17 protein-coding genes are annotated in these 25,639 nt (G+C 62.2%); 4 read left to right on the top strand and 13 right to left on the bottom strand.

Annotated elements, in window-relative coordinates; genetic code table 11:
- Nucleotides 1–123 precede the first annotated feature (123 nt).
- From secA to IMCC21224_RS03785, 3 genes are all read left to right on the top strand, one after another.
- Nucleotides 124–2,880 (top strand): preprotein translocase subunit SecA, encoded by a 2,757-nt coding sequence (gene secA / locus IMCC21224_RS03795; protein ID WP_047994217.1) that lies wholly within the window; start codon nucleotides 124–126, stop codon nucleotides 2,878–2,880.
- 150 nt (nucleotides 2,881–3,030) lie between these two features.
- Nucleotides 3,031–4,002, top strand: a complete 972-nt coding sequence (locus IMCC21224_RS03790; RefSeq protein WP_047994216.1) for a hypothetical protein — start codon at nucleotides 3,031–3,033, stop codon at nucleotides 4,000–4,002.
- Nucleotides 4,003–4,025: 23 nt separating this feature from the next.
- The gene (locus IMCC21224_RS03785) at nucleotides 4,026–5,585 is read left to right on the top strand and encodes a phosphate ABC transporter substrate-binding/OmpA family protein (RefSeq protein WP_047994215.1); all 1,560 of its coding nucleotides are present in this window, start codon (nucleotides 4,026–4,028) and stop codon (nucleotides 5,583–5,585) included.
- 18 nt (nucleotides 5,586–5,603) lie between these two features.
- Here the strand turns inward: IMCC21224_RS03785 and radC are convergent, their stop codons facing one another.
- From radC to IMCC21224_RS03765, 4 genes are all read right to left on the bottom strand, one after another.
- Nucleotides 5,604–6,365: a DNA repair protein RadC gene (gene radC, locus IMCC21224_RS03780; RefSeq protein WP_047994214.1), complete on the bottom strand. Its 762-nt coding sequence runs from the start codon at nucleotides 6,363–6,365 to the stop codon at nucleotides 5,604–5,606.
- An 88-nt stretch (nucleotides 6,366–6,453) separates the two neighbouring features.
- A complete protein-coding gene (gene pbpC / locus IMCC21224_RS03775) occupies nucleotides 6,454–8,484 on the bottom strand; it encodes a penicillin-binding protein 1C (protein ID WP_047994213.1) in 2,031 nt (676 codons plus the stop codon).
- Nucleotides 8,485–8,499: 15 nt separating this feature from the next.
- Complete coding sequence (locus IMCC21224_RS03770; RefSeq protein ID WP_047994212.1) at nucleotides 8,500–9,060, bottom strand: putative glycolipid-binding domain-containing protein; 561 nt, start codon at nucleotides 9,058–9,060, stop codon at nucleotides 8,500–8,502.
- Nucleotides 9,057–14,504, bottom strand: a complete 5,448-nt coding sequence (locus IMCC21224_RS03765) for an alpha-2-macroglobulin family protein (RefSeq protein ID WP_047994211.1) — start codon at nucleotides 14,502–14,504, stop codon at nucleotides 9,057–9,059. Before IMCC21224_RS03765 ends, IMCC21224_RS03770 begins: the two co-directional genes overlap by 4 nt.
- Before the next feature lie 134 nt (nucleotides 14,505–14,638).
- On the opposite strand from IMCC21224_RS03765, the gene IMCC21224_RS03760 reads away from it, so the two are divergent.
- Nucleotides 14,639–17,167 (top strand): response regulator, encoded by a 2,529-nt coding sequence (locus IMCC21224_RS03760; RefSeq protein WP_047994210.1) that lies wholly within the window; start codon nucleotides 14,639–14,641, stop codon nucleotides 17,165–17,167.
- 184 nt (nucleotides 17,168–17,351) lie between these two features.
- Here IMCC21224_RS03760 and IMCC21224_RS03755 read toward each other — a convergent pair whose 3' ends face one another.
- The 9 genes from IMCC21224_RS03755 to IMCC21224_RS03715 all read right to left on the bottom strand — a co-directional run bounded on the left by IMCC21224_RS03755 (nucleotide 17,352) and on the right by IMCC21224_RS03715 (nucleotide 25,599).
- Nucleotides 17,352–18,152 carry an SDR family NAD(P)-dependent oxidoreductase gene (locus IMCC21224_RS03755; protein ID WP_047994209.1) on the bottom strand — a complete coding sequence of 267 codons (801 nt, stop codon included), beginning with the start codon at nucleotides 18,150–18,152 and terminating at the stop codon, nucleotides 17,352–17,354.
- The gene (locus IMCC21224_RS03750; protein WP_047994208.1) at nucleotides 18,152–19,030 is read right to left on the bottom strand and encodes an amidohydrolase; all 879 of its coding nucleotides are present in this window, start codon (nucleotides 19,028–19,030) and stop codon (nucleotides 18,152–18,154) included. Before IMCC21224_RS03750 ends, IMCC21224_RS03755 begins: the two co-directional genes overlap by 1 nt.
- Complete coding sequence (locus IMCC21224_RS03745; RefSeq protein WP_047994207.1) at nucleotides 19,027–19,590, bottom strand: carboxymuconolactone decarboxylase family protein; 564 nt, start codon at nucleotides 19,588–19,590, stop codon at nucleotides 19,027–19,029. The genes IMCC21224_RS03750 and IMCC21224_RS03745 overlap by 4 nt, the downstream gene beginning before the upstream one ends.
- Nucleotides 19,587–20,225 carry a glutathione S-transferase family protein gene (locus IMCC21224_RS03740; protein WP_047994206.1) on the bottom strand — a complete coding sequence of 213 codons (639 nt, stop codon included), beginning with the start codon at nucleotides 20,223–20,225 and terminating at the stop codon, nucleotides 19,587–19,589. The genes IMCC21224_RS03745 and IMCC21224_RS03740 overlap by 4 nt, the downstream gene beginning before the upstream one ends.
- Nucleotides 20,222–21,532, bottom strand: a complete 1,311-nt coding sequence (locus tag IMCC21224_RS03735; protein ID WP_047994205.1) for a TRAP transporter large permease — start codon at nucleotides 21,530–21,532, stop codon at nucleotides 20,222–20,224. Before IMCC21224_RS03735 ends, IMCC21224_RS03740 begins: the two co-directional genes overlap by 4 nt.
- Entirely contained in the window at nucleotides 21,529–22,053 is a 525-nt protein-coding gene (locus IMCC21224_RS03730) for a TRAP transporter small permease subunit (protein ID WP_047994204.1), read from the bottom strand. Before IMCC21224_RS03730 ends, IMCC21224_RS03735 begins: the two co-directional genes overlap by 4 nt.
- A gap of 63 nt (nucleotides 22,054–22,116) precedes the next feature.
- Nucleotides 22,117–23,136, bottom strand: coding sequence for a TRAP transporter substrate-binding protein DctP (gene dctP, locus IMCC21224_RS03725; protein WP_047994203.1), 1,020 nt, complete (start codon nucleotides 23,134–23,136; stop codon nucleotides 22,117–22,119).
- A gap of 118 nt (nucleotides 23,137–23,254) precedes the next feature.
- Nucleotides 23,255–24,202 carry a LysR family transcriptional regulator gene (locus IMCC21224_RS03720; RefSeq protein ID WP_047994202.1) on the bottom strand — a complete coding sequence of 316 codons (948 nt, stop codon included), beginning with the start codon at nucleotides 24,200–24,202 and terminating at the stop codon, nucleotides 23,255–23,257.
- Complete coding sequence (locus IMCC21224_RS03715) at nucleotides 24,193–25,599, bottom strand: CoA transferase (protein ID WP_047994201.1); 1,407 nt, start codon at nucleotides 25,597–25,599, stop codon at nucleotides 24,193–24,195. The genes IMCC21224_RS03720 and IMCC21224_RS03715 overlap by 10 nt, the downstream gene beginning before the upstream one ends.
- Nucleotides 25,600–25,639 lie beyond the last annotated feature (40 nt).

Here is a 25,639-nt window from a genome sequence, read left to right as displayed (position 1 = left end):
GTCGCCCCTTACATCGCCCTGTGGGCGCCTACGGGCCGGTCGTTCCCCTGTTTCATATGGGCTGTGTGCGGGGCGGGCAAGCAGATGCCGCACACGATGATGTCAAACCACGAAAGTAGGGCCATGCTGGGTATCGGAAAAATCGCGCGCAAGGTGTTCGGAACCCCGAATGACCGCAAGGTAAAGGCGACGCGCCCGCTGGTCGAACAGATCAACGCGCTGGAACCTGAGTTCCAGAAACTCGACGACGCCGGGCTGCGAGCCAAGACCGACGAGTTCCGGAAACGCATCGAGGGCGGCGAGAGCCTGGACCACATCCTGCCCGAAGCCTTTGCCAATTGCCGCGAAGGCGCGCTGCGGGCGCTGGGTCTGCGGGCCTTTGACACCCAGTTGATGGGCGGCATTTTCCTGCACCAGGGCAATATTTCCGAGATGAAGACCGGTGAGGGCAAGACGCTGGTCGCAACCTTTCCAGCCTATCTGAATGCGCTGACCGGCAAAGGCGTGCACATCGTTACGGTCAACGACTATCTCGCGCGCCGCGATGCCGAATGGATGGGCAACGTCTTTGGCTTTCTCGGCATGACGACTGGTGTGGTCTACCCCCGCCAGCCCGAGGACGAGAAGAAAGTCGCCTACGCCAGCGACATCACCTATGCCACGAACAACGAACTCGGTTTTGACTACCTGCGCGACAACATGAAATCCGAACTTGAGCAGATGTACCAGCGCGACCACAATTTTGCGATTGTGGACGAGGTTGACAGCATCTTGATCGACGAGGCGCGCACGCCGCTGATCATCTCGGGTCCGTCACAGGACCGGTCCGATCTGTATGTCGCCATCGACAAGCTGATCCCGGACCTGACCGAAGAACACTTCACGCTGGACGAAAAGACCCGCAACGTCACCTACACGGACGAAGGCAACGAGTTTCTCGAAGAACAGCTACACGCGCGCGGTCTGTTGCCTGACGGGCAGACGCTCTATGATCCTGAATCGACTACGGTGGTGCATCACGTCAATCAGGGTCTGCGCGCGCACAAGCTGTTCCAGAAAGACAAAGATTACATCGTCCGCGACAATGAGGTCGTGTTGATCGACGAATTCACCGGCCGGATGATGGCCGGTCGCCGCCTCTCAGATGGTCTGCATCAGGCGATCGAGGCCAAGGAAGGCGCCGCGATTCAGCCCGAGAACGTCACGCTGGCCTCGGTCACGTTCCAGAACTACTTTCGACTCTATGGCAAGCTGTCGGGCATGACCGGCACCGCCACCACCGAAGCCGAAGAATTCGCCGAAATCTATGGTCTTGGCGTGGTCGAAGTGCCGACAAACCGCCCCATCGCCCGGGTTGACGAAGACGACAAAGTCTATCGTACCGCCCGCGAAAAATACGACGCCGTGGTCGAAGATATCCGCAAGGCGCATGAAGTTGGCACGCCGGTTCTGGTTGGCACCACCTCTATCGAAAAATCCGAAATGCTGTCGGCGCTGCTGACCAAAGCCGGGCTGAAACACAACGTCCTGAACGCGCGTCAGCACGAACAAGAGGCGCAGATTGTCGGTGACGCTGGCAAACTGGGCGCAGTCACCATCGCCACCAACATGGCCGGGCGCGGCACCGACATCAAACTTGGCGGCAACGTCGAACTCAAGGTGCTGGAAGCTATTGCAGCCGATCCCGATACCCACCCCGACGAAATCCGCCAGAGGATCGAAGGTGGTCACGCCGCTGACGAAAAGGCAGTGATCGACGCGGGCGGCCTGTTTGTCCTGGCGACCGAACGCCACGAATCACGCCGGATCGACAACCAGCTGCGCGGCCGCTCTGGCCGTCAGGGTGATCCGGGCAAATCATCGTTCTTCCTGTCGCTCGAAGACGATCTGATGCGCATCTTTGGCTCTGAACGACTCGACAAGGTGCTGTCGTCTCTGGGTATGAAAGAGGGCGAGGCAATCATTCACCCTTGGGTGAACAAATCGCTGGAGCGCGCTCAGGCCAAGGTCGAGGGCCGCAACTTTGACATCCGCAAGCAGCTGCTGAAATTCGATGACGTGATGAACGACCAGCGCAAAGTGGTCTTCTCCCAGCGCCGCGAGATCATGGAGGCCGACGATCTGGGTGAAATCACCCAGGACATGCGCCATCAGGTGATCGAGGACCTGGTCAAGCAACACATCCCGCCGCGCACATATGCCGACCAATGGGACACGCGCGGCCTCTATGCTTCGGTTCTGGAAAACCTTGGCCTCGATACACCCATTATCGCCTGGGGCGACGAAGAGGGCGTCGATGCCGACGTCATCCGCGAGCGGCTGGAAGAGGCGACCGACAAACAGATGGCCGAAAAGGCTGCGGCCTTTGGCGACGACACCATGCGCCAGATCGAAAAGCAGGTTCTGTTGCAGACCATCGACGGCAAATGGCGCGAACACCTGCTGACGCTGGAACATCTGCGTTCGGTCGTCGGGTTCCGGGGCTATGCCCAACGTGACCCGCTGAATGAATACAAGACCGAATCGTTCCAGTTGTTCGAATCGATGCTGGATTCGCTGCGTGTCGACGTGACGCAAAAGCTGGGCCAGATCCGTCCGATGACCGAAGAGGAACAGCGTGCGCTGGTCGAACAGATGGCCGCGCAGCAGGCAGCTCAGCGGGCGCAGATGGAACTGAGCCTCTCCAAATCCGCTCCCCCCCCAGACTCTGCTGCTGTCGCGGCGGAACCGACTGCGGTTGACGGCTCTGCAGACAACGGTTCGGTTGCAAACGGCTTTGACGAAGGCGACCCCGCCAGCTGGGGGGATCCCGGTCGCAATGACCTCTGCCCCTGCGGTTCCGGCAACAAGTTCAAGCACTGCCACGGGCGGCTCGTCTGAGTCGATACGGGCCGCCGCAATGGTGGCCCGGCAGCGCCAGTTCATCTGAATTTGACTATAATCGTCCGAATTCCTCCACACCCGCGCCCCAAGCCCGCCACCTTTGAGGTGCAGTCTGTCCATTGAACACTTTCTGTTTGGGAGGCCGCAATGGCGCGCGCAAAGACCTATCTACTTGGATTCGGAACGCTATTGTGCGCGCTTGGCATTGGCTATGTGATGCAATTCGGCACGAGCTTTGGCGAATCGGGACCCCAGACCGAAGCCAGCTTGGCTGAACCCGAACTGTCCGTCACCGAGATCGTCCCGATGTCGAGCGCAGTAACCTCTGACTTGTCGACGCAACCGTTGATGCAAAGCGGGCTGATCAAACTGGCCGCGACCTCGATAAACGATGCCCTCGATACTGCCTCGCCGCAAGGCGACATGGCAACCGAGCTTGGATGTGAGTCGACTATGCGCGCCGATCCCGCGGCGGGTGCCATGGTCGCGTTGTTTATTTCCGCCTCATGCCACGGCGGCGAACGTGTCACACTACACCACAATGGCCTGATGTTTACCCAGGTGATGCAGCCTGACGGTACGCTCGCGGTCGATGTACCCGCGCTGGCCGAAGAGGCAATGTTCATCGCTGCCTTTGGCAATGGCGATGGGGCGGTTGCCAGCGCCTCGGTTCCGTCTCTACCGTTCTACGACCGCGTTGCGGTCCAATGGAAGGGCAACACCGGTCTGCAACTGCATGCCCGCGAATTCGGAGCCGACTATTTTACCCAAGGCCACATCTGGCAGGCTTCCGCCGGTGACATTTCGCGCACAATCAAAGGTGAAAGCGGTTTTCTGACCCATCTAGGTCAGGATACCGCACCCGACGCCCTCATCGCCGAAGTCTACAGCTTTCCGGCCGGCACCGCCCGCGACCATGGCACCATCAGCCTGAGCGTCGAGGCCGAAGTCACACAGGCCAACTGTATGTCCGACGTCGAGGCCCAGACCCTAGAACTGCACACCGGTGACAGCCTTCGGGTACGTGACCTGACGCTGTCGATGCCAGACTGCGACACTGCGGGCGACTTTCTGCTGTTGAAAAACCTGCTCGAAGACCTGACTATCGCCGCCAACTGAGGTCTACGCGGGCGGGGTCTTTCATGCGATATATATGTGCGGCGGTTTTCGCCGCACTTTTCCTGTGGGGAGGGGGCTCACCCGCCTTGGCGCAGGATGTCACCCTTCGCTCTCCCGATGGCGCGATTGAACTGACCGGCACGTTGCTGGGCTTTGATGGCGATTTCTACCGCGTCGCGACACAATATGGCGAATTGACCGTTGATGGCTCGGGGGTGCTCTGCGAGGGGCCGGGCTGTCCATCCCTTACCAATTATGTGGCTGAACTCACTATCTCAGGCTCGGACAGCGCCGGCGCGATCCTGATGCCAGCATTGGTCGGGGGGTTCGCGCTGCGCAACAACCTGACCGCCCAGCGCGAAACCCAGGACGCCGAGCGGTTCACCTATCTGTTGCGCGATCCGGCAACCGACACGCTGGTCGGCCGCTTCAGTTTTCGCGTGACCAATACCGACGAAGGTTTCGCCGATCTGCTGGCGGACGAAGCCGATATCGTTATGGCCGTACGCGAGATCCGCCCCTCAGAAGTCAGGTTGGCCCGCGATGCAGGATTGGGCAATCTTCTGGGAGACAACCGCAGCCGGGTGCTGGCACTGGATGCGCTGGTGCCGGTGGTGGCTGCGGGCAACCCAATTGAATCGCTGACGCTTGACGATCTGACCCGTGTCGTTGACGGCACGCTACGCAACTGGCGCGATCTGGGTGGCCCGGACGCCCCGGTGGTGCTGCATTTGCGCAACGCCCGCTCGGGTCTAAGCCAGGGCGTCGAGGATCGGCTGCTGCACAGCGGACGGGGTGACCTGCGTGACGACGTGATGCGTCACACCAGCAATGCGGCGCTGGCCAAGGCCGTCTCGGATGACCCCTTTGGCATTGGATTCGCAAGCTTTTCCGAGCTTGGCAACAGCAAACCGCTGATCCTGACGGGGCAATGCGGCTTTGATCTGCGCAGCACCCGGCGCAACATCAAGACCGAGGATTATCCCCTCACCGCGCCGATGTTTCTGTACATCCCGGCGCGGCGCCTGCCAAAGCTAGCCCGCGATTTTCTTAGTTTCACCCGTAGCGGCCCTGCACAGATCGTGATCCGGCGCGCCGGGTTTGTAGATCAGTCACCAGAAGTGGTGCCGCTGGACCTGCAAGGTGACCGGCTGACCAATGCAATACGCACCGCAGATGGCATCTCTGGTCTGACAGAGCTGAAACGCATGGTTAATGTGCTTGGGCCGATGCGACGACTGACCACGTCATTTCGGTTCGAAACAGGGTCGGCCCGGCTTGACGCGCAGTCCCGATCCAACGTGCAGCAGCTTGCCCGCGCGCTCGAGGATGGAGTCTATGACGCCCATCGCATCGTCTTTGTCGGGTTTTCCGACGGCGAAGGGCCAGCCGATGCCAACTTGGAAATTGCCCGCAAGCGTGCCGATACCGTGCGTACCGCGGTGCAGATTGCCGCAGAGACCGCGGATTTCGACGCCGTAAACCTGAATATCGAAGCCTTTGGCGAAGCGATGCCAATGGCCTGCGATGACACAGATTGGGGGCGACAGGTCAACCGCCGCGTTGAGGTGTGGTTGCGCTGACCGCCAGTTCCGCAGTGGTTACAACAATCCCTCAGCGCGAAAGCTGAGTTCGCGGGATTTTCCGATGACCAAATGGTCATGCAGCGTGATGTCCAGCGCCGTGGCAGCTGCCTGAATCTGCCCAGTCATCTCGATGTCGGCAGATGATGGCGTCGGGTCTCCGGACGGGTGATTATGGACAAGGATAAACGCGCTGGCATTCAGCTCAAGCGCGCGCTTCACAACCTCGCGCGGGTAGACGGGGACGTGATCCACCGTGCCCTGGGCCTGCGCCTCGTCCGCGATCAGCACGTTCTTGCGATCAAGGTAGAGGATGCGGAACTGTTCCGTTTCGCGATGCGCCATGCAGGTGTGGCAATAGTCGATCAGCGCGTCCCAACTGCTGACCACATGGCGTTGCAACACCCGACTGCGCGACAGACGATGCGCCGCCGCCTCGATAATCTTGAGCTCCCCAACAACCGCGTCTCCGACACCCGGAACCTGCAGCAGACGCTGTGCCGAGGCAGACAGCACCCTGTTAAAGTCCCCAAAGGTTTCAATCAGCTGCCGCGCCAGAGGTTTCACGTCGCGTCGCGGGATCGCCCGAAACAGCACCAGTTCCAGCAGCTCGTAATCGGGCAGAGCGTCAGCCCCGCCAATCATAAACCGTTCCCGCAGGCGTGCCCGGTGATCGCGGATATAAGACGGCGCCGCCCCCGCCGGTACAGGGACAACCTGTGCCTCATCCGGGGCAAACAGTGCGGCCTGAGAATCAGAGAACTGGAACGGTTGTGTCATCCCACAAAGCTGCGCCTGCTTGGTTAGCAACAGGTTAATGCAATCAATAGATTCCCGGCATGCACCCCGCCCAGACCCAAGCGCGTGGCTAACGCACCTCAATCGACACCCGGCCCGAGGCCCCTGTGGCATCAATCACTGACAACGTTGCGAACCCGGCCCCAGCAAGGGGCACCAAGAAATCCGGTCGCTGTATCCCGCTGGCCACGAGCGCACCATTGGCCAATACCGAATAGGGGGGGGTCCCGCCGCGCAGCTTGATCGGCACAGCACCGTCCTCCAGCGCCAGCCGGGCGCCTTCTGGCGGGAATCGCAGATCAAGTGTAGGCACATCATTTTCACCGTTTTCGCGAAACCGTTGCAATGGCAGCGGCAGCGCAGCGTTGGACACCATCAGTGTATCGGGCGGCGGCGGCGGCAAAGGGACCGGGTCCGCGCGGGTGCGCCCCAGCACCTCGAACAGCAGTGGCGCGGCGACGTCGCCGCCAAAAGCGCCCGGCACCGGCGTACCATCAGGCCGCCCCATCCAAACACCCACTACGTAGGCACCGTCAAAACCAATCGCCCAGGTATCGCGGTGCCCATATGAGGTGCCAGTCTTGAACGCCACACGCCCGCGCGGGCCAGAGGCGGGCGGCGGGGTAATCCCGGCAAGGATATGACCCACCTGCCAAGCCGCGCGCGGGCTAAGGACCTGATCGCGCGGCGCCCCCCCAGAGTCCGACAACCAGTGCAGCGGCGTTGCGGCGCCACCCTGCGCCAGCATCGCATACAGCGACACCAGATCGGTGAGCGTCACCCCCAGCCCCCCCAGGCTGATCGCCAACCCCGGAGCCCCTGCGGGCAGCACCGGCTCCGTCCTCGCCCGGCGCAGCGCGTCAAGCACATGCGCCGGACCCAGCGCCTGCGTCAGCCGGACCACCGGGATATTCCGCGAGGTCTGAAGCGCCTCAGATACCCGCATCTCGCCCATGAATGTGCCGTCGAAATTCTGCGGCGCGTAGCCTTTGAACTGCACCGGCGTATCACGGATCAGCGTTTCAGGATGGGCAAGCCCACGATCAAAGGCAAGGCCATAGACCAGCGGTTTCAGCGTCGAACCGGGGGACCGCAGGGCGCGGGTCATGTCGACAAATCCCTGCCCGTCGCCGTTGTCATAGGCGGGCGATCCTACCGAGGCGAGCACCTCGCCGGTGCGGTGATCCGCCACCACGATGGCCAGAGAAAGAGCCGGGTCGCGCCCGGTCATGTGCCGCGCAGCCAGCGTTTCCAGCCGCTGTTGCAGATCCCCGTCCAGCGTCAGATCGTGACGGCCCCCGGCTGTGGCCACCACCAGATCCGACAGATGCGGCGCCAGCATCGGCATCGGACGGCGGGCCTTGGGTGCGGGATCACGGGTGGCTGCCTGTGCGGCGTCAGCGTTCAGGACACCAGCCCGCACCATACGAGCGAGCACCCTATCGCGGGCGGTGCGGGCGCGGTTGGGATGCCGGTCAGGGCGACGCGCCTCGGGCGATTGCGGCAACGCGACAAGCAACGCGGCCTCGGCCGGGGTCAGGTGACGCGGTTCTTTGCCAAACCACGTCAGGGTGGCGGCGCGCAGCCCTTCGACATTGCCCCCATAGGGGGCGAGATGCAGATAGAGCGACAGGATCGCGTCCTTGGAAAGATGCCTCTCGATCGCGAGGGCCAGACGGATCTGGCGCAGCTTGCCCGCCCACGCGCCGGTACCTGAAGATTCCAGCAATCGCGCAACCTGCATGGTCAGGGTCGACCCACCAGAAACGATGCGCCCATGCCAGAGCGCCTGAGCGGTGGCGCGCAGCATGGCGCGGGGATCAACACCGGAATGGCTGGCAAAGCGCCTGTCCTCAAACGCCAGCAGCATCCGAACAAACAGCGGATCAACGCGATCCAGCGACAACGCCATGCGCCAGCGCCCGTCATCCACGGTATAGGCCCGCAGCAGCGTGCCATTGCGGTCGCGCACCTCGGCAGAAGTGGCGTGGATCAACGTGGGCAACACCGTGGCGTCGATCCACTGATCAGCAGCATCCCTACCCAGCGCCCCCGCCCAGAGGCCGAGGACGAGGGCACAAATCAGACGATCAGCGCGCATCGGTCCGGATCTGTGTCATCGGTCATTGGACACCTCCCAAAGACCGGGGTAGCGGGTGACAAAGCCTTGCGGGTTCACCACCAGTTGGGTGGCATAGTTGGTCTGTTCGGCACTATACTCGACGAGCCCTCCGCGCGCCCGGGTATAGGTCTGATCCAGCGGTGACAGCGCCGCATCGGTGCCGCGCAACCACGCAGCGCGGGTCGCAATGCGTCCAATTTCGGGCAGGCGACGCAGCGGCATCAGATTGGTCGCCGGGGTAAAGCCAAGGTCGATATCAGTCGCCCCCTGAACATCTGGCTGAGGTGCGCCATTCAGCGTCCAGTGCAGTCCGGATCGCAGAATGCGCAGCGACACGGACGCGTCGGCAAATGTGCCGGTGATATCCGCACTTGAGGTAAGCCAGTCCAGCCCGCAGCGGATCACATAATCCAGCGCAGCAAAGTTTGGCCCGTCGCGGAACCGAGCGTGGCCGATCAGCATCCATCCCGCATCCAACCGCACAAGACGGCAGGTATCCTCGCCTTCGCGATCAAGCGCGCGCCAGTGCAACGACGCAATGGGTGTCCCGGTCATTCCGCGATATCCATTTGGCCGGTTTGCGTGCGGGCGCGGTAGGCGGGACGGTACATATCCTCGACCGAGGCGGCGGGATGATGGAACGATCCCGGCGATATGGCGCGCACGATATAGGCCAGTTGCAGCGGCTCGGACCCGCGCTGGTCGATGGCGGCAAGGAAACGGTCGGTGCGGAACTCGGCATAGGTTGTCTCGGCCGGGTCAAGCCAGTCGAGCGCACGGATATCGCCCGATCGTAGCAGGTTGGGGTTGTCGATCTCGAACCCCGCAGGCAGCGGATCGTCCACCATCAGCCGCGCACCGCCGTCATTGGCCGGACTGACGGTCAAAACGGTGACAAGGCGGTCGCCTGCGCGCACGGGGCCAGATTGCGGGGCGCCCTCCATGGTAAAATACTCGCGCCGTATCGCATAGCCATAGCCGCCCGCCGGGGCCGGAACCGACGGCACACCGAGCGTGGTGAGTGTGATGTCCGTCGGCGCGCTCGATGAGTTGCTGATGGTTTGGGGGATCAACGCCGATCCCTCCAGCCGCCGGATGAACGGGCCAGTGACCGGCGCGCCGTCAACCGTCAAACCCGACACTGATGGGTCCTGCACCAGCGCATGGGCCGCACGCAGTGACCACGCCTGTTCCTGGGTCGACATTCTGTCAGCGGTCGCACTGCTTATCCGCGTGATCAGCGCCGCGCGATCAATGGCTGTGCTGCCAGCCTCAACGGCGAGCGACAGGACACCGGCGGCGTCACGCAGCGTGGTGCCATAGTCGGTGCGCCAGATCTGCGGCTCGGTCGTGGCGGTGTCAGCGAGCCGGGATGCAGCACTGGAAAAAAGCCGGTCCGCGCGGGTCTGATCGCCATAACTTGCCAATGCGGCGCCCATCTGCGCCAGTGCCAGCGGGGTGCCAAAGGCATCGGCCTTTTCGTCGGCATAGTAGCGCAGGTCGCCCATGGCCGCCTGCCCTTCGCGCGCCAGCACCATCAGCGCATAGGCGATATCTGTGCCGCCATCGTTGCTATCGCCGTCAAAATCCGGCGCATAGGCGATGCGGTTGCGCAGGTTGTCCATCGCGGCACGAAACGCGATATCCGGCACCGGATGCCCAGCGCTGCGCGCCCGGCTGAGGAAGTCCGACACATAGGCATCAAGCCAGAAGTCCCCCGAATCCGCACGCCACAGGCCAAAGGCGCCGTTGCTGCTCTGACGGGTCAGGATGCGGGTAATCGCCTGATCAATCCGGGTCTGCATCTGCGCCTGATTGCCCAGACCCAGCGCCTCGGCGACCGACGACAGGGTCAGCAGCGGCAGAGCCTGCGATGTCACCTGTTCAGTACAGCCGTAGGGATAGCGGTCAAGTGCGGCCAGCAACCCCGGCGCATCGAACTGCGCCAGCGGCCCGGCAGACAGCAATGCCGTGGCGGTATCGGTACGCAGCCCGTCGAACACGTTTGCATCAAGGGTGAAGGTCTGCCCCGGTGCCAATGCAAAGCGGCGCGTTGTCGCGACAGCAGGATCGTTGGCGCGCACCCCGATCGTCAGTTTCTTGGTCAGCCGGATGCCGTCCGGTGTGGTCAGCGCCACCGTGATACTGTGATCGCCGATCTCATCCGCGCGCAGCGGCACGATGATCCGGGCCTTGCCTTGATCCGTCAGGTCCAGAGTGGCGGGGATCGCCGTGCTATCCAGCATCACACCCGATGCGGTCAGGTCGAGAGCCATACGCCCCGAAGGCCCCTTGGCATGGACCACCTCAAGCAGCACCCGTGTTTCATCCCCCGGAGCAAGGAACCGTGGCAGCGCGGCAGTGACCACAACCGGATCACGCACCAGCACGTCCGCCTGCGCCTGCCCGACCCCAGTTGGTGACCACGCCACAGCCATCAGCCGCACAGTGCCGTTAAAATCGGGGATGTCAAAACTGACCTCGGTCCGCCCCGACGCTTCGACAGTGACCGGGCCAGAGAAGAACGCCACCAGTTCCTCGGTCGGGGGCGGGCTTTGCAGCCGCATTCCGGCGTCGGCATCCCCACCCGAGCGGATCTGCCCCATCGCGCCGTTCATACCGTCGATGAGGCGGCCATAGATATCGCGAATCTCGACCCCCAGTCGCCGCTGGCCAAAGTAGTGCTGCGACGGGTCGGGACTGTTGAACCCGGTAAGGTTCAGGATTCCCAGATCAACTGCGGCGACGGTGACATAGGCGGTCTCACCTTCAGCAACACCATCCACCTGCACAGTGGCGCGAAGCTGTCCGCGCGGCGCGGACTCGTCGGGGGCTTCAAAGCTGACCGACAGGGCTTTGGCACCGGGGTCGATATTGGCATGGGTCAGGCCCAGCGCGCGCGCGGGGTTCTGATCCGCAGCCACATTCATAGGCCGGATAACCTGCGCAGTGACATAGGCACCTGTCCCCCATTCGTCGGTGACAGGCAGGTCAATCAGGTTCTCACCCTCGGTCACGGCAACGGCCTGCATCGCTATCACGTGGTTCGACAACACCGACACCAGCGCCGTGCCCGTATAGCGCGGCACAATCCGCAATTGCGCGGTATCGCCCGGGCGGTAGCCGGGCTTGTCGAGCGACAACTCAAGCGTGTCAGGTGTGGCAGAGGCATCGGCGGGCGCATACCAACCGGCATCGAACCCGACCGAAGACACGGTATAGTCGCCACCCAGACGTTCGACCACCAGTTCGTACTGGCCCCAGCCGACGGTCTGGCCGATCTGCACGGGGTCAGCGCCCAGCATTGCCTGCCCAGTCGCGATCTGACTGCGGGTGGTCACCGGTTCCCAATCCCAGTTGCCATATAGCTGATACCACTGGTACCGGGTCGACACCCGGTTGAGGGTCCATTTCACGTCCATCGGAGTCGGGATCAGATCCGCGCCCAGCGCCTGCAGCGCGAACTGCGCCTCTGTCCCCTCACTCACCGCGCCGTCGAACAGCGGGCGGATGCCGATCATCGGACCAGCGGGGGCGACGGGGCGGGTCACACTGCGTTCGACCGGACGGCCAGACCCTTCGGCGATGCGCACAGTAACGGTGGCGTCATAGGGGCGGCCGCGATCCTCAGGTTGCGGCAGCGGCAGGGCGATGCTGGTCGCACCAGCGGCATCGGTGCGCAGATCCGACGACAGCGCGCGGGTCTGGCTGTCAGGCGCGGCATCGTGGCGACCAAACTGATAGCCGGGCGCGGCGGGCAGCGTGGTGCGCGGCGACAGGCGCAGGGTGCCCTCAATCGGCAGATCCGCGCCCGGCGCCCCAAAGAGATATCGCGCAGAGATGTCGAGCAAAGGCGGATTGGCGGGTTGAATCGGTGCGTCAGGCAGCGTCAGCGCAAAGTCGATGCGCTCCGGCACAAAATCCTCGACCAGCAGGGTCTGCGTGGTCAGTGGCGGTGCCTGAGTATCGCCATAGAGCGCGAGCCGCCATGTCCCACGTGGCACCGACGGCGCCAGCGGCAAATCAAAGGTGTGACCACCGGCAAGAGCTGTCGCAGATAAGGTACGGCTGTGCTCAACCCCGTCCGGGCGGGTCAGGATTGCCGTGACGGGCAGGCCGTCCACCGCCTGCACATCGGCGTCGCGGATCAGAGCAGTGGCGTGGATCACCTCACCCGCCCGATACGCGCCGCGATCGGTGGCGAGGAAGGCGTCAAGTGGCCCTGCCGGTTCGCGCCCCTCGACACCCCGATCCGAGAGGTCAAAGGCCGGATCAGTCAGCGAGAGAAACGCGATATCTTCGGTCCCACGCTCGACAGTGACCAACGCGGGCGCTGCACCGCCCGTGCCACGAGCAAGCCCAGGGGCAAAGCTGGCCTGTCCCTGCGCGTCAGTGGTGGCGGTGGCCAGCACCCGGTTGGCGCGCGACAACAACGTGACGGTCAGATCGGGCATGGCACTGGCGTCCGAGAGCGCGCGGACAAAAACGTGCAACCCGTCAGTGCCTGACAAGGTGGTGATGCCGATGTCCGACAGGATGAACCATTGCGTCGCTCCCGGATCGTCATAGGGATCGGCACCCGGAACCCGCGCCGTCAGCGCATAGATACCCGCAGGCAGATCCCCCACGACGTCACCCAGCGGCAGACGCGTCAGGACATCGGCATTGAGGCTTTGTTCGACCTCGCCGGTGCCGGTCCATATCTCCTCGGCCATGTCGGACTGGAAATAGTCCTGTTGGTACTGCGACAGGGGGCGGCCAAAATAACTGTCCTGCATCGTGCGCAGCAGGTTGCGGTCACTGATGCGCGACAGGCTCAGGTCCAGTTCCGACAGGTTCACCGTCTCAACCGGAAGTCCCGCATCAGCGCTGCGTGGCAGTACATAAGCCCGACCGGGAAAGCGGACCGAGGGCGCGCGGTCACGAACATAGAGGCTAAGCGGCACGTCTCGCACCAACTCCTCGCCGTCGGCCGATGGCAGCCCGGCGCGGAAGGTCAGACTGTAACGTTCGCCATGTTCAACCCCTGAAATGCAGATCTGCCGTTCATCCGATTGCACCACAAGGCGGGCATCGGGCAAGCGCACGAAGGGCGTATAATCCTGACCCGCGCGGATCAGCGGTTCGGAAAATTCAGCACAAATCCGTGGTGTGGCGCTGTCAGAGTCCACGGACGTCTCGACAATGCGGAACCCATATTTCCCGATTGCATCGTCCAGCAGCGTCGTCACATCGCCCCGGTCCCCCAGCGTTTCGGCCAGACGCAAAGCCGGGATCATGTCGCGGCCCCGGTTCAACGTTTCCAGCGCGCGCGCCATTTCGATCAGGGCGTTGATCTGCACCGGCGCAGACGGCGCGCGCAGATAGCCGTTTACCGCCGCCAACAAGGCGCGGTTGCGCAGGTTGCGTTGATCACTGCCGCGCAGGGTCGCGCCATAGTCGGCGGACAAGCGGGCATACTCCACCCATTGGTCCGCCGCATCCGACTGGGCCAGCGCCGCGCCGGTCCAGTTCAGCGCCGAACGCAGCTCGCCCGCCGCCCGACTGTCACCAGCCGCCTGCAACAGCGCTGCGACATCCCATTCGCCCCCGGCGTGGCGCGCCCCCAGCGCCTGCGCCTCGGTCAGGGCGGCACCACGATCCGAGTCGCGCAGAAATCTGAGATCAGCAGCGCGTCCGACACTCTGCGCCAGAACATCGCGGTCGGTCGCGTAGACCTGCGCCGATACCGCACCATCATAGGGTTTGCGGTCGCTGATGGTGCTTTTCGGAAAACAAGCGTTGGAACGGCTGTTGAATGTGAACGCCTGACAGGCCGTGTCGCTCAGGCAGACGCGCTGGCAGGCATCCAGCGTCGTGTCGAACAGGGATTGCAGGTCGGCACCGTAAAAATCCACGTTCCGGGTCACAACAATCCGCCGGTCGGGAACGCTTTGTTGTGCCACGGCAGGCAGAATACCGATCATCAGACTCACGGCTGCAATCACAAGACGGCGCATAAAACTCTCCCTCGTCGGCACACCGGATGGTTGCACGGTGGGGGGCATGCGCGCAAGGATTCCCAGCCCTGCGGGCTTAAGCAGTTCTTCACCACAATCGGCGAAAACTGCGCGGCGGAGGCACGGAGAGCGGCATGGATTTCGCCCATAAACTCGCTGAGGAACGGCGCGCCCGCCTCGCGGCGGAACGCCTGCTTGAACTCAAGCAGGCAGAACTTTTTGCCGCCAATCGCAAACTTGGCCATCACGCCAAGAAGCTGAGCCACGAAATCACCGAAACCCGCGCCGAAGTGGCCAATGTGCGCAGCGAAAACCAGCAGGTGAAATCAGAGCTGGGTCAAGCCAATCAAAAAATCCAGGTGGTGGAAAGCCAGCTTTGGAAGGCGCTGGCCTCGATTCGCGACGGTTTTGCCCTTTTCAACGCCGAAGGGCTGTTGGAAATCGCCAACCCCGCCTATCTGACCGTATTCGATGGACTCGACACCATCGGGCCGGGTGCAAGCCATGGTCATGTGGTTGCCATGATGGTTGAGGAAGGAATTGTCGACCTGCAGGGCGAGACCGCCGATGTCTGGTCCCATCGCATGCTGACACGTTGGGACCAGCGGGTGATTCCCTCGGTGACGATCCGACTGTGGTCGGGACAGTTCCTTAAAATCCAGGACCGCAGAACACCTGATGGCGGTGTGGTCAGTCTGGCCATCGACATGACCGATCTGATGCGCATGTGGTCCGCTGTGCAGGAGATGCCGGACGGCTTTGTGATCTACGATTCTGACGACCGCTTGCTGATGTGCAACGAACCGTATCGTCAGTTTTATACCAAAACCGCGCCCGCCATGGTGCCCGGAGCCCAGTTCGAGGACATTTTGCGCTATGCGCTCGATCATGGCCAGCATGTAGACGCCGTAGGCCGCGAGGCCGAGTGGCTTGAACAACGATTAAAGGATCACCGCAGCCCGGTGACTCAGCAAGAGCAGCAACTGGAAGACGGTCGCTGGTTGCGGGTGTTTGACAAGCAGACCAGCGATGGTGGCCGCGTCGGCCTGCGCGTCGACATCACCCCGATGAAAGAGGCGCAGATCGCGCTCGAACGGGCGACCGAACGGGCCGAGTCGGCAAATCGCGCCAAGTCAGCATTCCTCGCCAATATGAGCCACGAAATCCGCACACCGATGAACGGCGTCGTCGGCATGGCCGATCTGCTGATGGAGGCGGATCTGACCGAAGAACAGCAACTCTATGTCGAGACGATCCGCAATTCAGGCGAGGCCTTGCTCGTGATCATCAACGACGTGTTGGATTTCTCAAAGATTGAGGCGGAAAAGCTGATCCTGCACCCCGAACCCTTTGACCTGGAACGCGTGGTGCACGAGATCGTCATGCTGCTGCAACCCACGGCGCGCGACAAGGGATTGGACCTGCTGGTGGATTACGACATGTTTCTGCCAACCCGGTTCATCGGCGATCCGGGGCGGTTGCGTCAGGTGCTGACCAACCTGTTGGGCAACGCGGTCAAGTTCACTATCGAGGGGCATGTGCTGATCCGCGTCGTCGGTATTCCCGATGACGCGGGCACCGCGATTCATATCACGGTCGAGGATACTGGGATCGGCATCCCGACGGACAAGACCGATCATGTGTTCGGCGAATTCAACCAGGTCGAGGATGAGAGGAACCGCCAGTTCGAGGGAACGGGACTCGGGCTGGCCATCACCCAACGGCTGATCCGGCTGATGGGCGGCGATGTCTGGGTCGAATCCGAATTCGGCAAGGGCACCTGTTTCGGCTTTAGCCTGACCCTGCCCCCCGAACACCCCGTGACCTTTGAGACGGCCAATCTGCCCGAGACGATAAAAACCGCGCTGGTGGTGGACGATCACAACACCAATCGCAGCATCCTGAGCAAGCAACTGAGTATTTTGGGTGTCACCACCAGCTATTGCGCCACCGGGGCCGATGCGCTGGATCGGGTCGGCGCGCTGGGCCAATCCGGATCGCTGCCGGATCTGTTGCTGATCGAACAAGATCTGCCGGACATGACCGGACTGGACCTTGCGGATCGGTTGCGGCGGCTGGGTGTGCAATCTCCGGCGCTGTTGTTCAGCAACAATCCCGCCATGCTGCAATCGCTGCCAGGACGCGACGCGGTGCAGGCCGTGCTGCAAAAACCGATGGCTCGCCGCACCCTGTTTGCCGCGCTCAGTGGATTGGGGGCGCGATCTGACGACACCGCCCTGCCCTGCGCGCCAGAACCCGTAGCATCACAGCCAACCGGGACGTTGCGGGTTCTTGTGGCCGAAGACAACAAAACCAACCAGTTGGTTTTTCGCAAAATGGTCGCGGCACTCGACCTGGAACTGACCTTTGCCAACAACGGATTCGAGGCGGTCGCCGCATTCAAAACCGCGCGCCCCGACGTGATCTTTATGGATATTTCGATGCCCGGCATGGACGGAAAACAAGCCACCTGTGCCATCCGTGAAATCGAAGGAGACGGCCCCCGGGTGCCAATCATCGCCGTGACCGCCCACGCCATGAGCGGTGACCGCGAGGTGATCCTTGAGGCCGGGCTGGACGACTATCTGACCAAACCGCTGCGCAAGACCGATCTGATTTCCAAGATCGAACGTCATGGCTATATCAACGCGTCCGCCACCTGAATTTTCGCCCCAAAATCGGCAATGTAGTCCGCAACCGCCCTCCCAACGGCATCAATGCCCCTAAAATCAAGAAGGCGGTAGTCGGAATGAGGCTGACCAAAGCGGCACCTCAAATTGCGTCGCGGTGGCCGGTGGCGTAGGGCAATTCCACGCGGCCCGGTTTGACAGACCCTGGCAACAGGGATCAGTCACAACGCGCGGTCATGCCGCCGTCGACCACAATCTCGGTTCCAGTGATAAACCGGGCTTCTTCCGAGGCGAGGAAAAGTGCGGCATTGGCCGTATCGCGCCCGTCGCCCATAAAACCGAGAGGGATACGCTTTACCCTTGAATCGAGCAGTGTTACGACATCGCCTCCGGCGCGTTGACCAGCCAGACGCATCTCGACCATCGGGGTGTGGAGTTGACCGGGAACAACCGTATTCACGCGAACACCCTTGGGAGCGTATTCCACGGCGACAACGCGGCCGAACTGGATGACGCCGGCCTTGGTTGCGGCATAAGCCGATTGTGCAGCGCCGGTCCAGCGCATGCCGGATGTGGACGATGTGTTGACGATAGACCCTGACCCGCGCGCGGCCATGTGTGGCAGGACCGACCGACAGGTGAGGTAGACGGATTTCAGGTTGAAATCCACCTGCCGGTCCCAGGTTTCCTCGTCCATATCCGCCGGGCCGCCCTTGGCCGAACCGCCAACGTTGTTCACCAGAATGTCGACCTGCCCGAACCGATCGAGGCAGGCGGCAACCATCGCTTCGACCGACTTGCGGTTGGTGACGTCGCAGAGGTGCGGTTCGATTTCGCCCCCGGCCGCGCGGGTGCGCTCCAGTGTCTCTTGCATCGGGTCTGACCGCAGATCGACGGCAAATATGCGCGCGCCTTCCTCGGCAAAGCGGACACAGGCGGCGCGGCCATTGCCCCAGCCGGGACCGACACACCCCGCGCCCGTCACAATCGCAACTTTGCCGTCAAGCCTGCCAGCCATCACAAATTCCCTTCAAAACCATAGAGTCGTTCCGGATTGGTCACCAAAAGGCGGCGCAATGCGGAGTCGCCCGGGCAAATTCCGGAAAGCAGATCGACCAGAATGCCGTCGTCAGGCGGGTCGGCTCGAAAATTCGGATGGGGCCAGTCGGTGCCCCAAAGCGTGCGGTCGGGATAGGTTTCCACCAGTCGCCGGGCAAACGGGGTCGCATCGCCATAGGGCGGGTCAAGGCGCGAACAGCGTTCCGATCCCGACACCTTGATCCAGATATGCTGGCTTTCGCCAAGACGGAGGAGATGTTGAAAAGGCTCCTGCTGCATGCCTAAACTTGCGTCGACGCGGCCCATATGGTCGATCACAACCGGAACCGGCAATTCCGCCAACACCGGTGCCAGTTCCGCGATCAGCTTGCTTTCCATATGGATCAGCAGGTGCATGTTCAGATCTGCCAGTCTGGGCGCAAGGGCGCGTAGCTGATCGCTGGTTGCACCGGGGGCAAGGTGGGACATGTAATTGAACCGCACGCCGCGAAAGCCCTGCGCATAAAGCTGGGACAGGGTGTCCCTCGACACATCCGGCGGAGTCAGCGCAACCCCAAGATAGGTGCCGGGACGCGCGGCCATGGCATCGGCCACCACCGAGTTGTCACGACCATGGCACCCCGACTGCACAATCACACAACGGTCGATCCCCAGCATGTCATGCAGCGCAAACAGCTTTTCCTTGGGCGCGTCGCCGGGTTTGAAACCGCTTTCCGGCGCATAGGGAAACACCGAGGTGGGACCAAAGACATGCACATGGGTGTCCGTCGCCCCCTTTGGCAGGGTCAAGGCGGGCCGCGACGGGTTCGGGTTCCAGCAAATCGGTGCGTCGTTCATTCGAACTCCTTTGGGGCATCAGACGGGGGGGACACCCGAAAGATGTTCAGCGTCAGGGAAATCAGCGAATAATAGCCCAACACACCAACCAGATCGACCAGCCGATCGGTCCCCAGCACGGCCTCAGCGCGCGCATACAGGTCATCGGGAACCTGTCGTGTGTCCAGTGCGGACCGGGCAACGAGATAGACGACCTCTTCCTCCGGGTCGGTGAATACAGGCTCTGATCCGGTGCGGATTGCCTCGACAATCTGCGGCGACAGCCCGGCCTTTAGCGCGATGGGCTTATGGGCGTACCATTCGTATTCGGCGCTGTAGGTGCGGGCCATGACCAGGATGGCCAGCTCTGACAGCCGCGGTTCGAGCGAGCTGTCGTAGCGGCAATACTGGCCCAGATCCTGCGCCTTGGCGCCCAGTTCCGCCCGGTGCAGCCAGACGGCCAGCGGGCCGCGCACGCCGCCGCGCGGGCCGCTGGCGATGGCGTCATGCACCGCCTTCTGGCGGTTGGAATAGGTTGCGGGATCGGGCGCATTCAGGCGCTGTGTGGGCCAGTCGGTCATTCAGAAATCCTCGTTGCGTTATAGGCTGGTTCGGCGTCCGCAAAGCTGTCGAGCCATGCCCCAAGCCCTGCCCATGTGTCTCGCCACGCGACCGGACGACGCCAGTCGAGATAGGATAACATACAGGCCAGAGAGATCGACGCGACATCAGTGTGCCTTGGGTCCGGCGGCGCGGCCTGTAGCGCGTCCAGCCCGCGGGCCACCTTGCCACGCTGATGATCCAGCCAGCGATCAGATGTCTGATCCTGGTTGCGAAACCGACCTTCGTAGACCATCAAAAGACCGGCATCAGCCACCCCATCGGCCAGGTTCGCGAGGGTCAGGCACTGAAACCGGTCAGCCCCTGCGGTCGGGATCAGTTTGCCACCGCCCGCAACGGCATCAAGATATTCCAGAATCACCCGGCTGTCATACATCGTCAGGCCATTCGCTAACAGGCACGGCATCTTGCCCAACGGGTTCTGCTGGCGCAGATTGTCAGTCTGATCCAGTGTATTCGCCGGCCGCTCTTCGATCTGATGGTCGAGTCGCAGAACCTGCGCCGCGATCCTGACCTTGCGACCGAAGGGAGAGGTTGGCGTGGTGCGCAGAATGGCGCGGCCCTGTGCGCCGGGTCCAGAAAGTTCGTAGGTCATTTCATCGTCTCCGGCAGGAACAGGGCGATCTGGGGAAACAGGCACAGCAGCACGAGCATCGCAAACCCGGCCAGAACAAAGGGCACAAGCCCGGCAAAGATCTGTTCCAGTTTGACCCGCCCCTCTGATGCCGCTTGAACGACAAAACAATTGATCCCGACAGGCGGCGTCACTGCACCGATTTCCACCAGCAGCACCACGTAGATCCCGAACCAGATCGGATCGAATCCCAGGGACATCATCACCGGATGGGTGATCGGCAGCGTGATCGCCAGCAGCGCAGGCGCGTCCATCATCATCCCCAACGCGAGGTAGATCAGCGACACCAGCACAACGATGATCCAGCGGTTGACGTCCAGCCCGGTCAGAAACCCGCCAACTGCATTGGCCACACCAGACAGGGCGAGGAATTTGGAAAACACCAGCGCGCAGATCAGGATTGCAAAGATCATCGCCGAGGTGCGGATCGTTTCCAGCAGCGTCTTGCGCAACTCGATCCCCCGAACCCCCTTGTGCCGAACGATGGCAAGAAGCAGCGTGGCAAAGGCGCCGATGCCGCCGGCTTCGGTCGGGGTAAAGACACCAAGGTACAGTCCGGCAACAATCAGAAAGATGATCAGCACCAACGGCCCGGCCAGGCGCAGCGACATCAGTTTTTCCCGCAGCGTAAAGTTGTAGCTTTCACGCGGGGCGAGCGCCGGGTTGCGCAACACCGTCAGCCAAATCGCGACACACAGGACGATGGCAAACAGTATGCCCGGAATAAAGCCGGCAATCAGCAGCGATCCGATCGAACTGTCTGTCAGGATTCCATAGACCACCACCAGTGACGAGGGCGGGATCATCACCGCCAGCGTCCCGGCAATCGCAATCGAGGCCGAGGCAAGGCCCTTGTCATACCCCCGGTCCAGCATCTGCGGCAAGGCAAGTTTGGTAAAGACCGTCGCCGTGCCAACCGATGAACCCGAGGCCGCCCCAAACGCAGCAGCCCCAAGCGTGGTCGAGATTGCCAACCCGCCTCGCAGGTTGCCCAGCCATTTGGTCGTTGCCTCGAACAGATCCTCGCCCAGCCCGGCCCGCATGGCGAAAAATCCCATCAGCAGGAACAACGGGATCACCGAAAAGTGGAAAGAATGGGTGGTGTCAAAGAACACCGTCCCAAGGATCGACGTCGCGGCGTTGAACCCGACGATCGCCGCCATGCCCAGCGCCCCGACAAGGCCAAGCGCCACCATGACATTGACCCCCATCAGGATCAGGCCGAACAGCGCGCCGGTTCCGATCAATCCGATTACAAGGGAACTCATTCAACTGTCTCCGCTTCGGAATCTGGTAGGGTGCCGCCAAGGGCACAATAAATTGCGTCAATCAGGAACTGGATCGACAGCATCAGCAGGCCAAAGAACACCGCGCCCTTGATCGGCCAGATCGGAAAGCGGATCGAGCCGCGCTCAAGCTCTCCGATGCGATAGCTTTTTTCGGTCATGATCCAGCCCGCATATGCCGCCCAGGCGAACAGCCCCGCACCCAAAAGCATGGCGATCACCTTGGTCGCACGTTGTCCGCCGGGGGCAAGGTGCTGAGTCAGGATCACCACCTTGATATGCCCGCCCTCGAACTGGGTCAGAGCCAGCGACAGAAAAATCATCAGCGGCAGCGCGCTTTCGGTCAGTTCCAGCGTCCCCTTGACCGGGGCGTTGAATCCATAGCGCATCAGGACATTGGTCACGACAAGGCACATCACCGCAAAGGTGAGCGCACCGGCGATCAGGCCGCAAAAGCTCAGCAAAAGGCCAAAGCTCTCGCGCAGGCGGGCAAAGGTCTGCATCGGGTATCTTTCGAAAAAGCGGACCCCATCCGTCAGAACAGGGTCCGGGTCTGGGGGGGTGGATCAGAACTGGAAGCTTTTGATGATCTCGTCAGCAGGCAGGCCAGCCGCCGTTGCTTTGTCGATCCATTCCTGTCGCACTTCTTTGACGCCATCGTCGTCAAGGACACCCATCAGCTCTTCTTTGGGAAAGGGAACGACTTCGACGCCAAGATCGCCTTTCCAAAGTTCGCGAACCCGTGCGTCGTCGTCATCAAGCATGCGCGCATATTCGACAAGGTAATCCTTGCCCAGTTGATCAACCACGGCTTTGGTTTCGTCGTCCATGCCCTCGTAGCTGTCAAGGTTCATCGCCAGAAGATGCCCAAAGGACGCGCCGAGTGGCAGTTCAATATAGTATTTGGCGACCTCGTCATACTTCCAACCGCGGGCCAGCGCCGGGCCAATCGGCGTGCAGTCGATGATAGACCGTTGCAGCGCCTCATAGGCCTCGGATGTGGCAATGGACACCGGCGTCGCGCCAAGCGCCTCGATCAGCTTGGGATAGGCAAAGCCGTAGGACCGGATGCGCAGTCCCTGCATATCAGCGGCGCTGGTCACCGGCTTGTTGCACAGCATCCCGTAGCCTTCGAGCGGACGGAAGCCAAAAGCATAGAGGTTGTTTTCCGCCAGCTCCTGTTTGAATTCCGGATATGTCGCGTGCATCTCTTCCATGAAATGCCCGACTTCGAGCGTATTCATCGGTTGCGGGATGAAAAAGCCGACGGCGTTGTTCAGTGGCATCAGGTCAGGAAAGTACGGCGTGATGATATCGCCGAAATCACCGACGCCTGCGGCCAGTGCCTCGGGGATCTCGCCAGTTTTGGCAACGGAACCACCCCAGAACACGTCGATGCTGTGTTTGCCGTCAGTTCGCTTGGCGAACTCATCCACAAGCCACTGCGTGGTAATCGCCTGCGCGTCACCCGCGCCCTGCGGTTTGAACGTGATCCACTTGTATGTGTCGGCGTCGGCCATGCTGGCAAAGCCGAAGCTGGCGGCAAGGGCAAAGCCCACTGCGCGCGGAAAAGTCGAGTTGCTCATAGTTCCTCCCATTGGTCTTCTAACCGCTCCCCGCGGTCCTGCGCCGCCAAATTGAAGCGTTCCACGGCATGATGCAAATACTATAAACTCATGCCTTCGATACCTCTCAGGTATGCCGTTACTTCCAGATTCCGCTGGCAACCAAATCGTTGACGATCTCCTGCGTAACTTCTGCGACCACCTGAATGGCCCGCTTGCTTTTCTGGTCAGATTTGCTCGCGACACAGAGCGTCCAGTCGATCTGCGGATCGGTGATCGGGCGGGCCTCAAGCGTGCCGGCCTGAATCTCACTCAGAACGCCGCCAAAGGTCAGGATGGTAAAACCATGCCCGTGCCGGACCAGTGATTTCAGATGCGAGACGCCGTCGACCCGCTGGATGATATTTAGTTCTGCCCCGATGGCATCCGCGTGTTTGTCGATCAGAATCCGCAGGTAATTCTGTCGGCTCGGCATGATCAGCGGCAGGCGTACTGCGTCATTCAGCGGATAGCTTTCGCGGTCCAGCGAACCGCAGGGGCCAATCACATAGAGATGCTCGACCAGCAGTTCGGTCGACACGGTATCTTCCCCGCGCGGGGCATCGTGCATCACCGCCAGCCCGATTTCACCGCGCACCAATTTACCTTCGAGTTCGCGGGAAAAGCCTTCGACAAAGCGCAGCTCAATCTCGGGAAAATCACGTTTCGTTCGTTCGAGCAATGGCGAGACGATGAATTCGCCGGGCGTCGGCGGGATACCCACAACCACGACGCCGCGCGCCGATCCCGCCTGCGAGGTCACGTCGTGATGGGCCTGCGCGATCTGTGCCATGATGGCATAGGCGCGGGTGGACAAAATTTCCCCGGCCTCGGTCAACTCGACCCCGCGCGACGTTCGCAGGAACACCGGCTGGCCAAGGTCGGCCTCAAGCCGGGAAATCTGACGACTTAGCGCCGGTTGGGCGATCCGCAGCCGTTCCGCCGCGCGGGTGATGTTCTTTTCTTCGGCCACGCAGAGGAAATAGCGCAGCGTGCGCAGCTCTGGTTGCCAGTCGCCAGTGTGCAACGACTTTTTCGTCAGATCCATTCGGGCCTGTCCTGACCCAGGATCGGGCTTTGACGTGCCCAGAACGGCGGCGTTTCCGGCATCTGCACCACTGGCCCAAGATGACGCATCACACCACGCGCACCGTCTGAGTCCACAAACCACGGCGCCAGATCCGCTGGTGTCGGCAATTCGCCAGTGGCGTCGGAAAATCCCTGATCCTGTAGGAACATCGCCGAACGGCAGAGCGAAACCTGCACATGCCAGCTGCCGCCTTCTGTCGCGCGGCGTTCCAGCGCCATCAACGTGCCTAACGCACCAAGGTAGCCCGTCAGGTAATCGCAAACCGGCAGGGGGATCAGCTCGGGCTGGCCTTGTGGCCCCTGTTCGGCACAGATGCCGGTCACTGCCTGCGCCACCTGTTCCCACCCCGCGCGGTCGGACAGCGGCCCACCGTGGCCGTAACAGCTGATCGAAAGCGTGACGATACCGGGTCGCAGCTGGGCCAGCGCCTCGGGGCCCAGCCCCCGCGCGTTCAAGGTACCGGGGCGATATCCCTGCGAAAACACGTCCGTCGTGCGGATAAGCTCGCGCAGGCGGGTCATGTCGTCGGCGGTGTTCAGGTCAAGATACGCCGATCGTTTCCCGTGACTGGTATCGCGCACGTGATCGGGGGTCTGGGCCAGATGCGGGGCCGTAATCATCAGCACATCGGCCCCGTGGCTGGCCAATTCGCGCGCCGCGATCGGGCCGGCAAGAATCCGTGTCAGATCAAGCACCCGCAGGGTTGACAGCGGCCGGGCGCCCCCCGGCACCGGCTCGGGCGGCGCGTCGCCGATACGCTCTATCGTGATGACGGGTCGGCTGGCCAGCAGCTGGCCTTGCGGATGATCGCGCCAGTCGGCACGGGTGCGGATCATGCCGCCACAGGCCCGCGCACGGGCAATCGCCGTTTCGAGTTCCTGCGCATCACGGCCAGCAACAGCGGTCCGCACCGCCTCTGCAGTATCGCCGCAACCAAGTTCACCAAGCACGCGGGCGCGCAGCTGTGGCAGATTGAGATGCGGCAGAAAGTGGCGACCATCCCGCGTCGGCCAGGGTTGGGTCAGCTTGCGCATCGCGGCCATGTTGGGGTCAGGCGCTGGCGCGACAAATGTGCCATCAGGGCCTGCAACACGGGTCAAATGATTCATCGCCAAACTGGCCGCGGCGGCGCGGGCATCGCATGTGACAGGCTGCACCGGCCCGCCACGCGCCGCGGCCAAGTCCGCAACAATCCCGCCAGTAGCGGCAACAACCGCACCAACCGTTTCGCCAACCTTAAAGCGTGTCGGCGCATGTGGCCCCTGCCCCGTCACCGACACGTCGCTGACAAAAGATCGACCGCGCAACGCAATCAGAGCGTCGAGCGCGGGGGGCTGGCGGGTTATGGCGGTCATTGGATACCTCGGGCTGGTGGGCCAAAGTGGCCCCAGTGAC

It is taken from the genome of Puniceibacterium sp. IMCC21224 (genome assembly GCF_001038505.1).
Lineage (GTDB): Bacteria > Pseudomonadota > Alphaproteobacteria > Rhodobacterales > Rhodobacteraceae > Puniceibacterium.
This window is presented reverse-complemented; position numbering and strand designations above follow the sequence as displayed.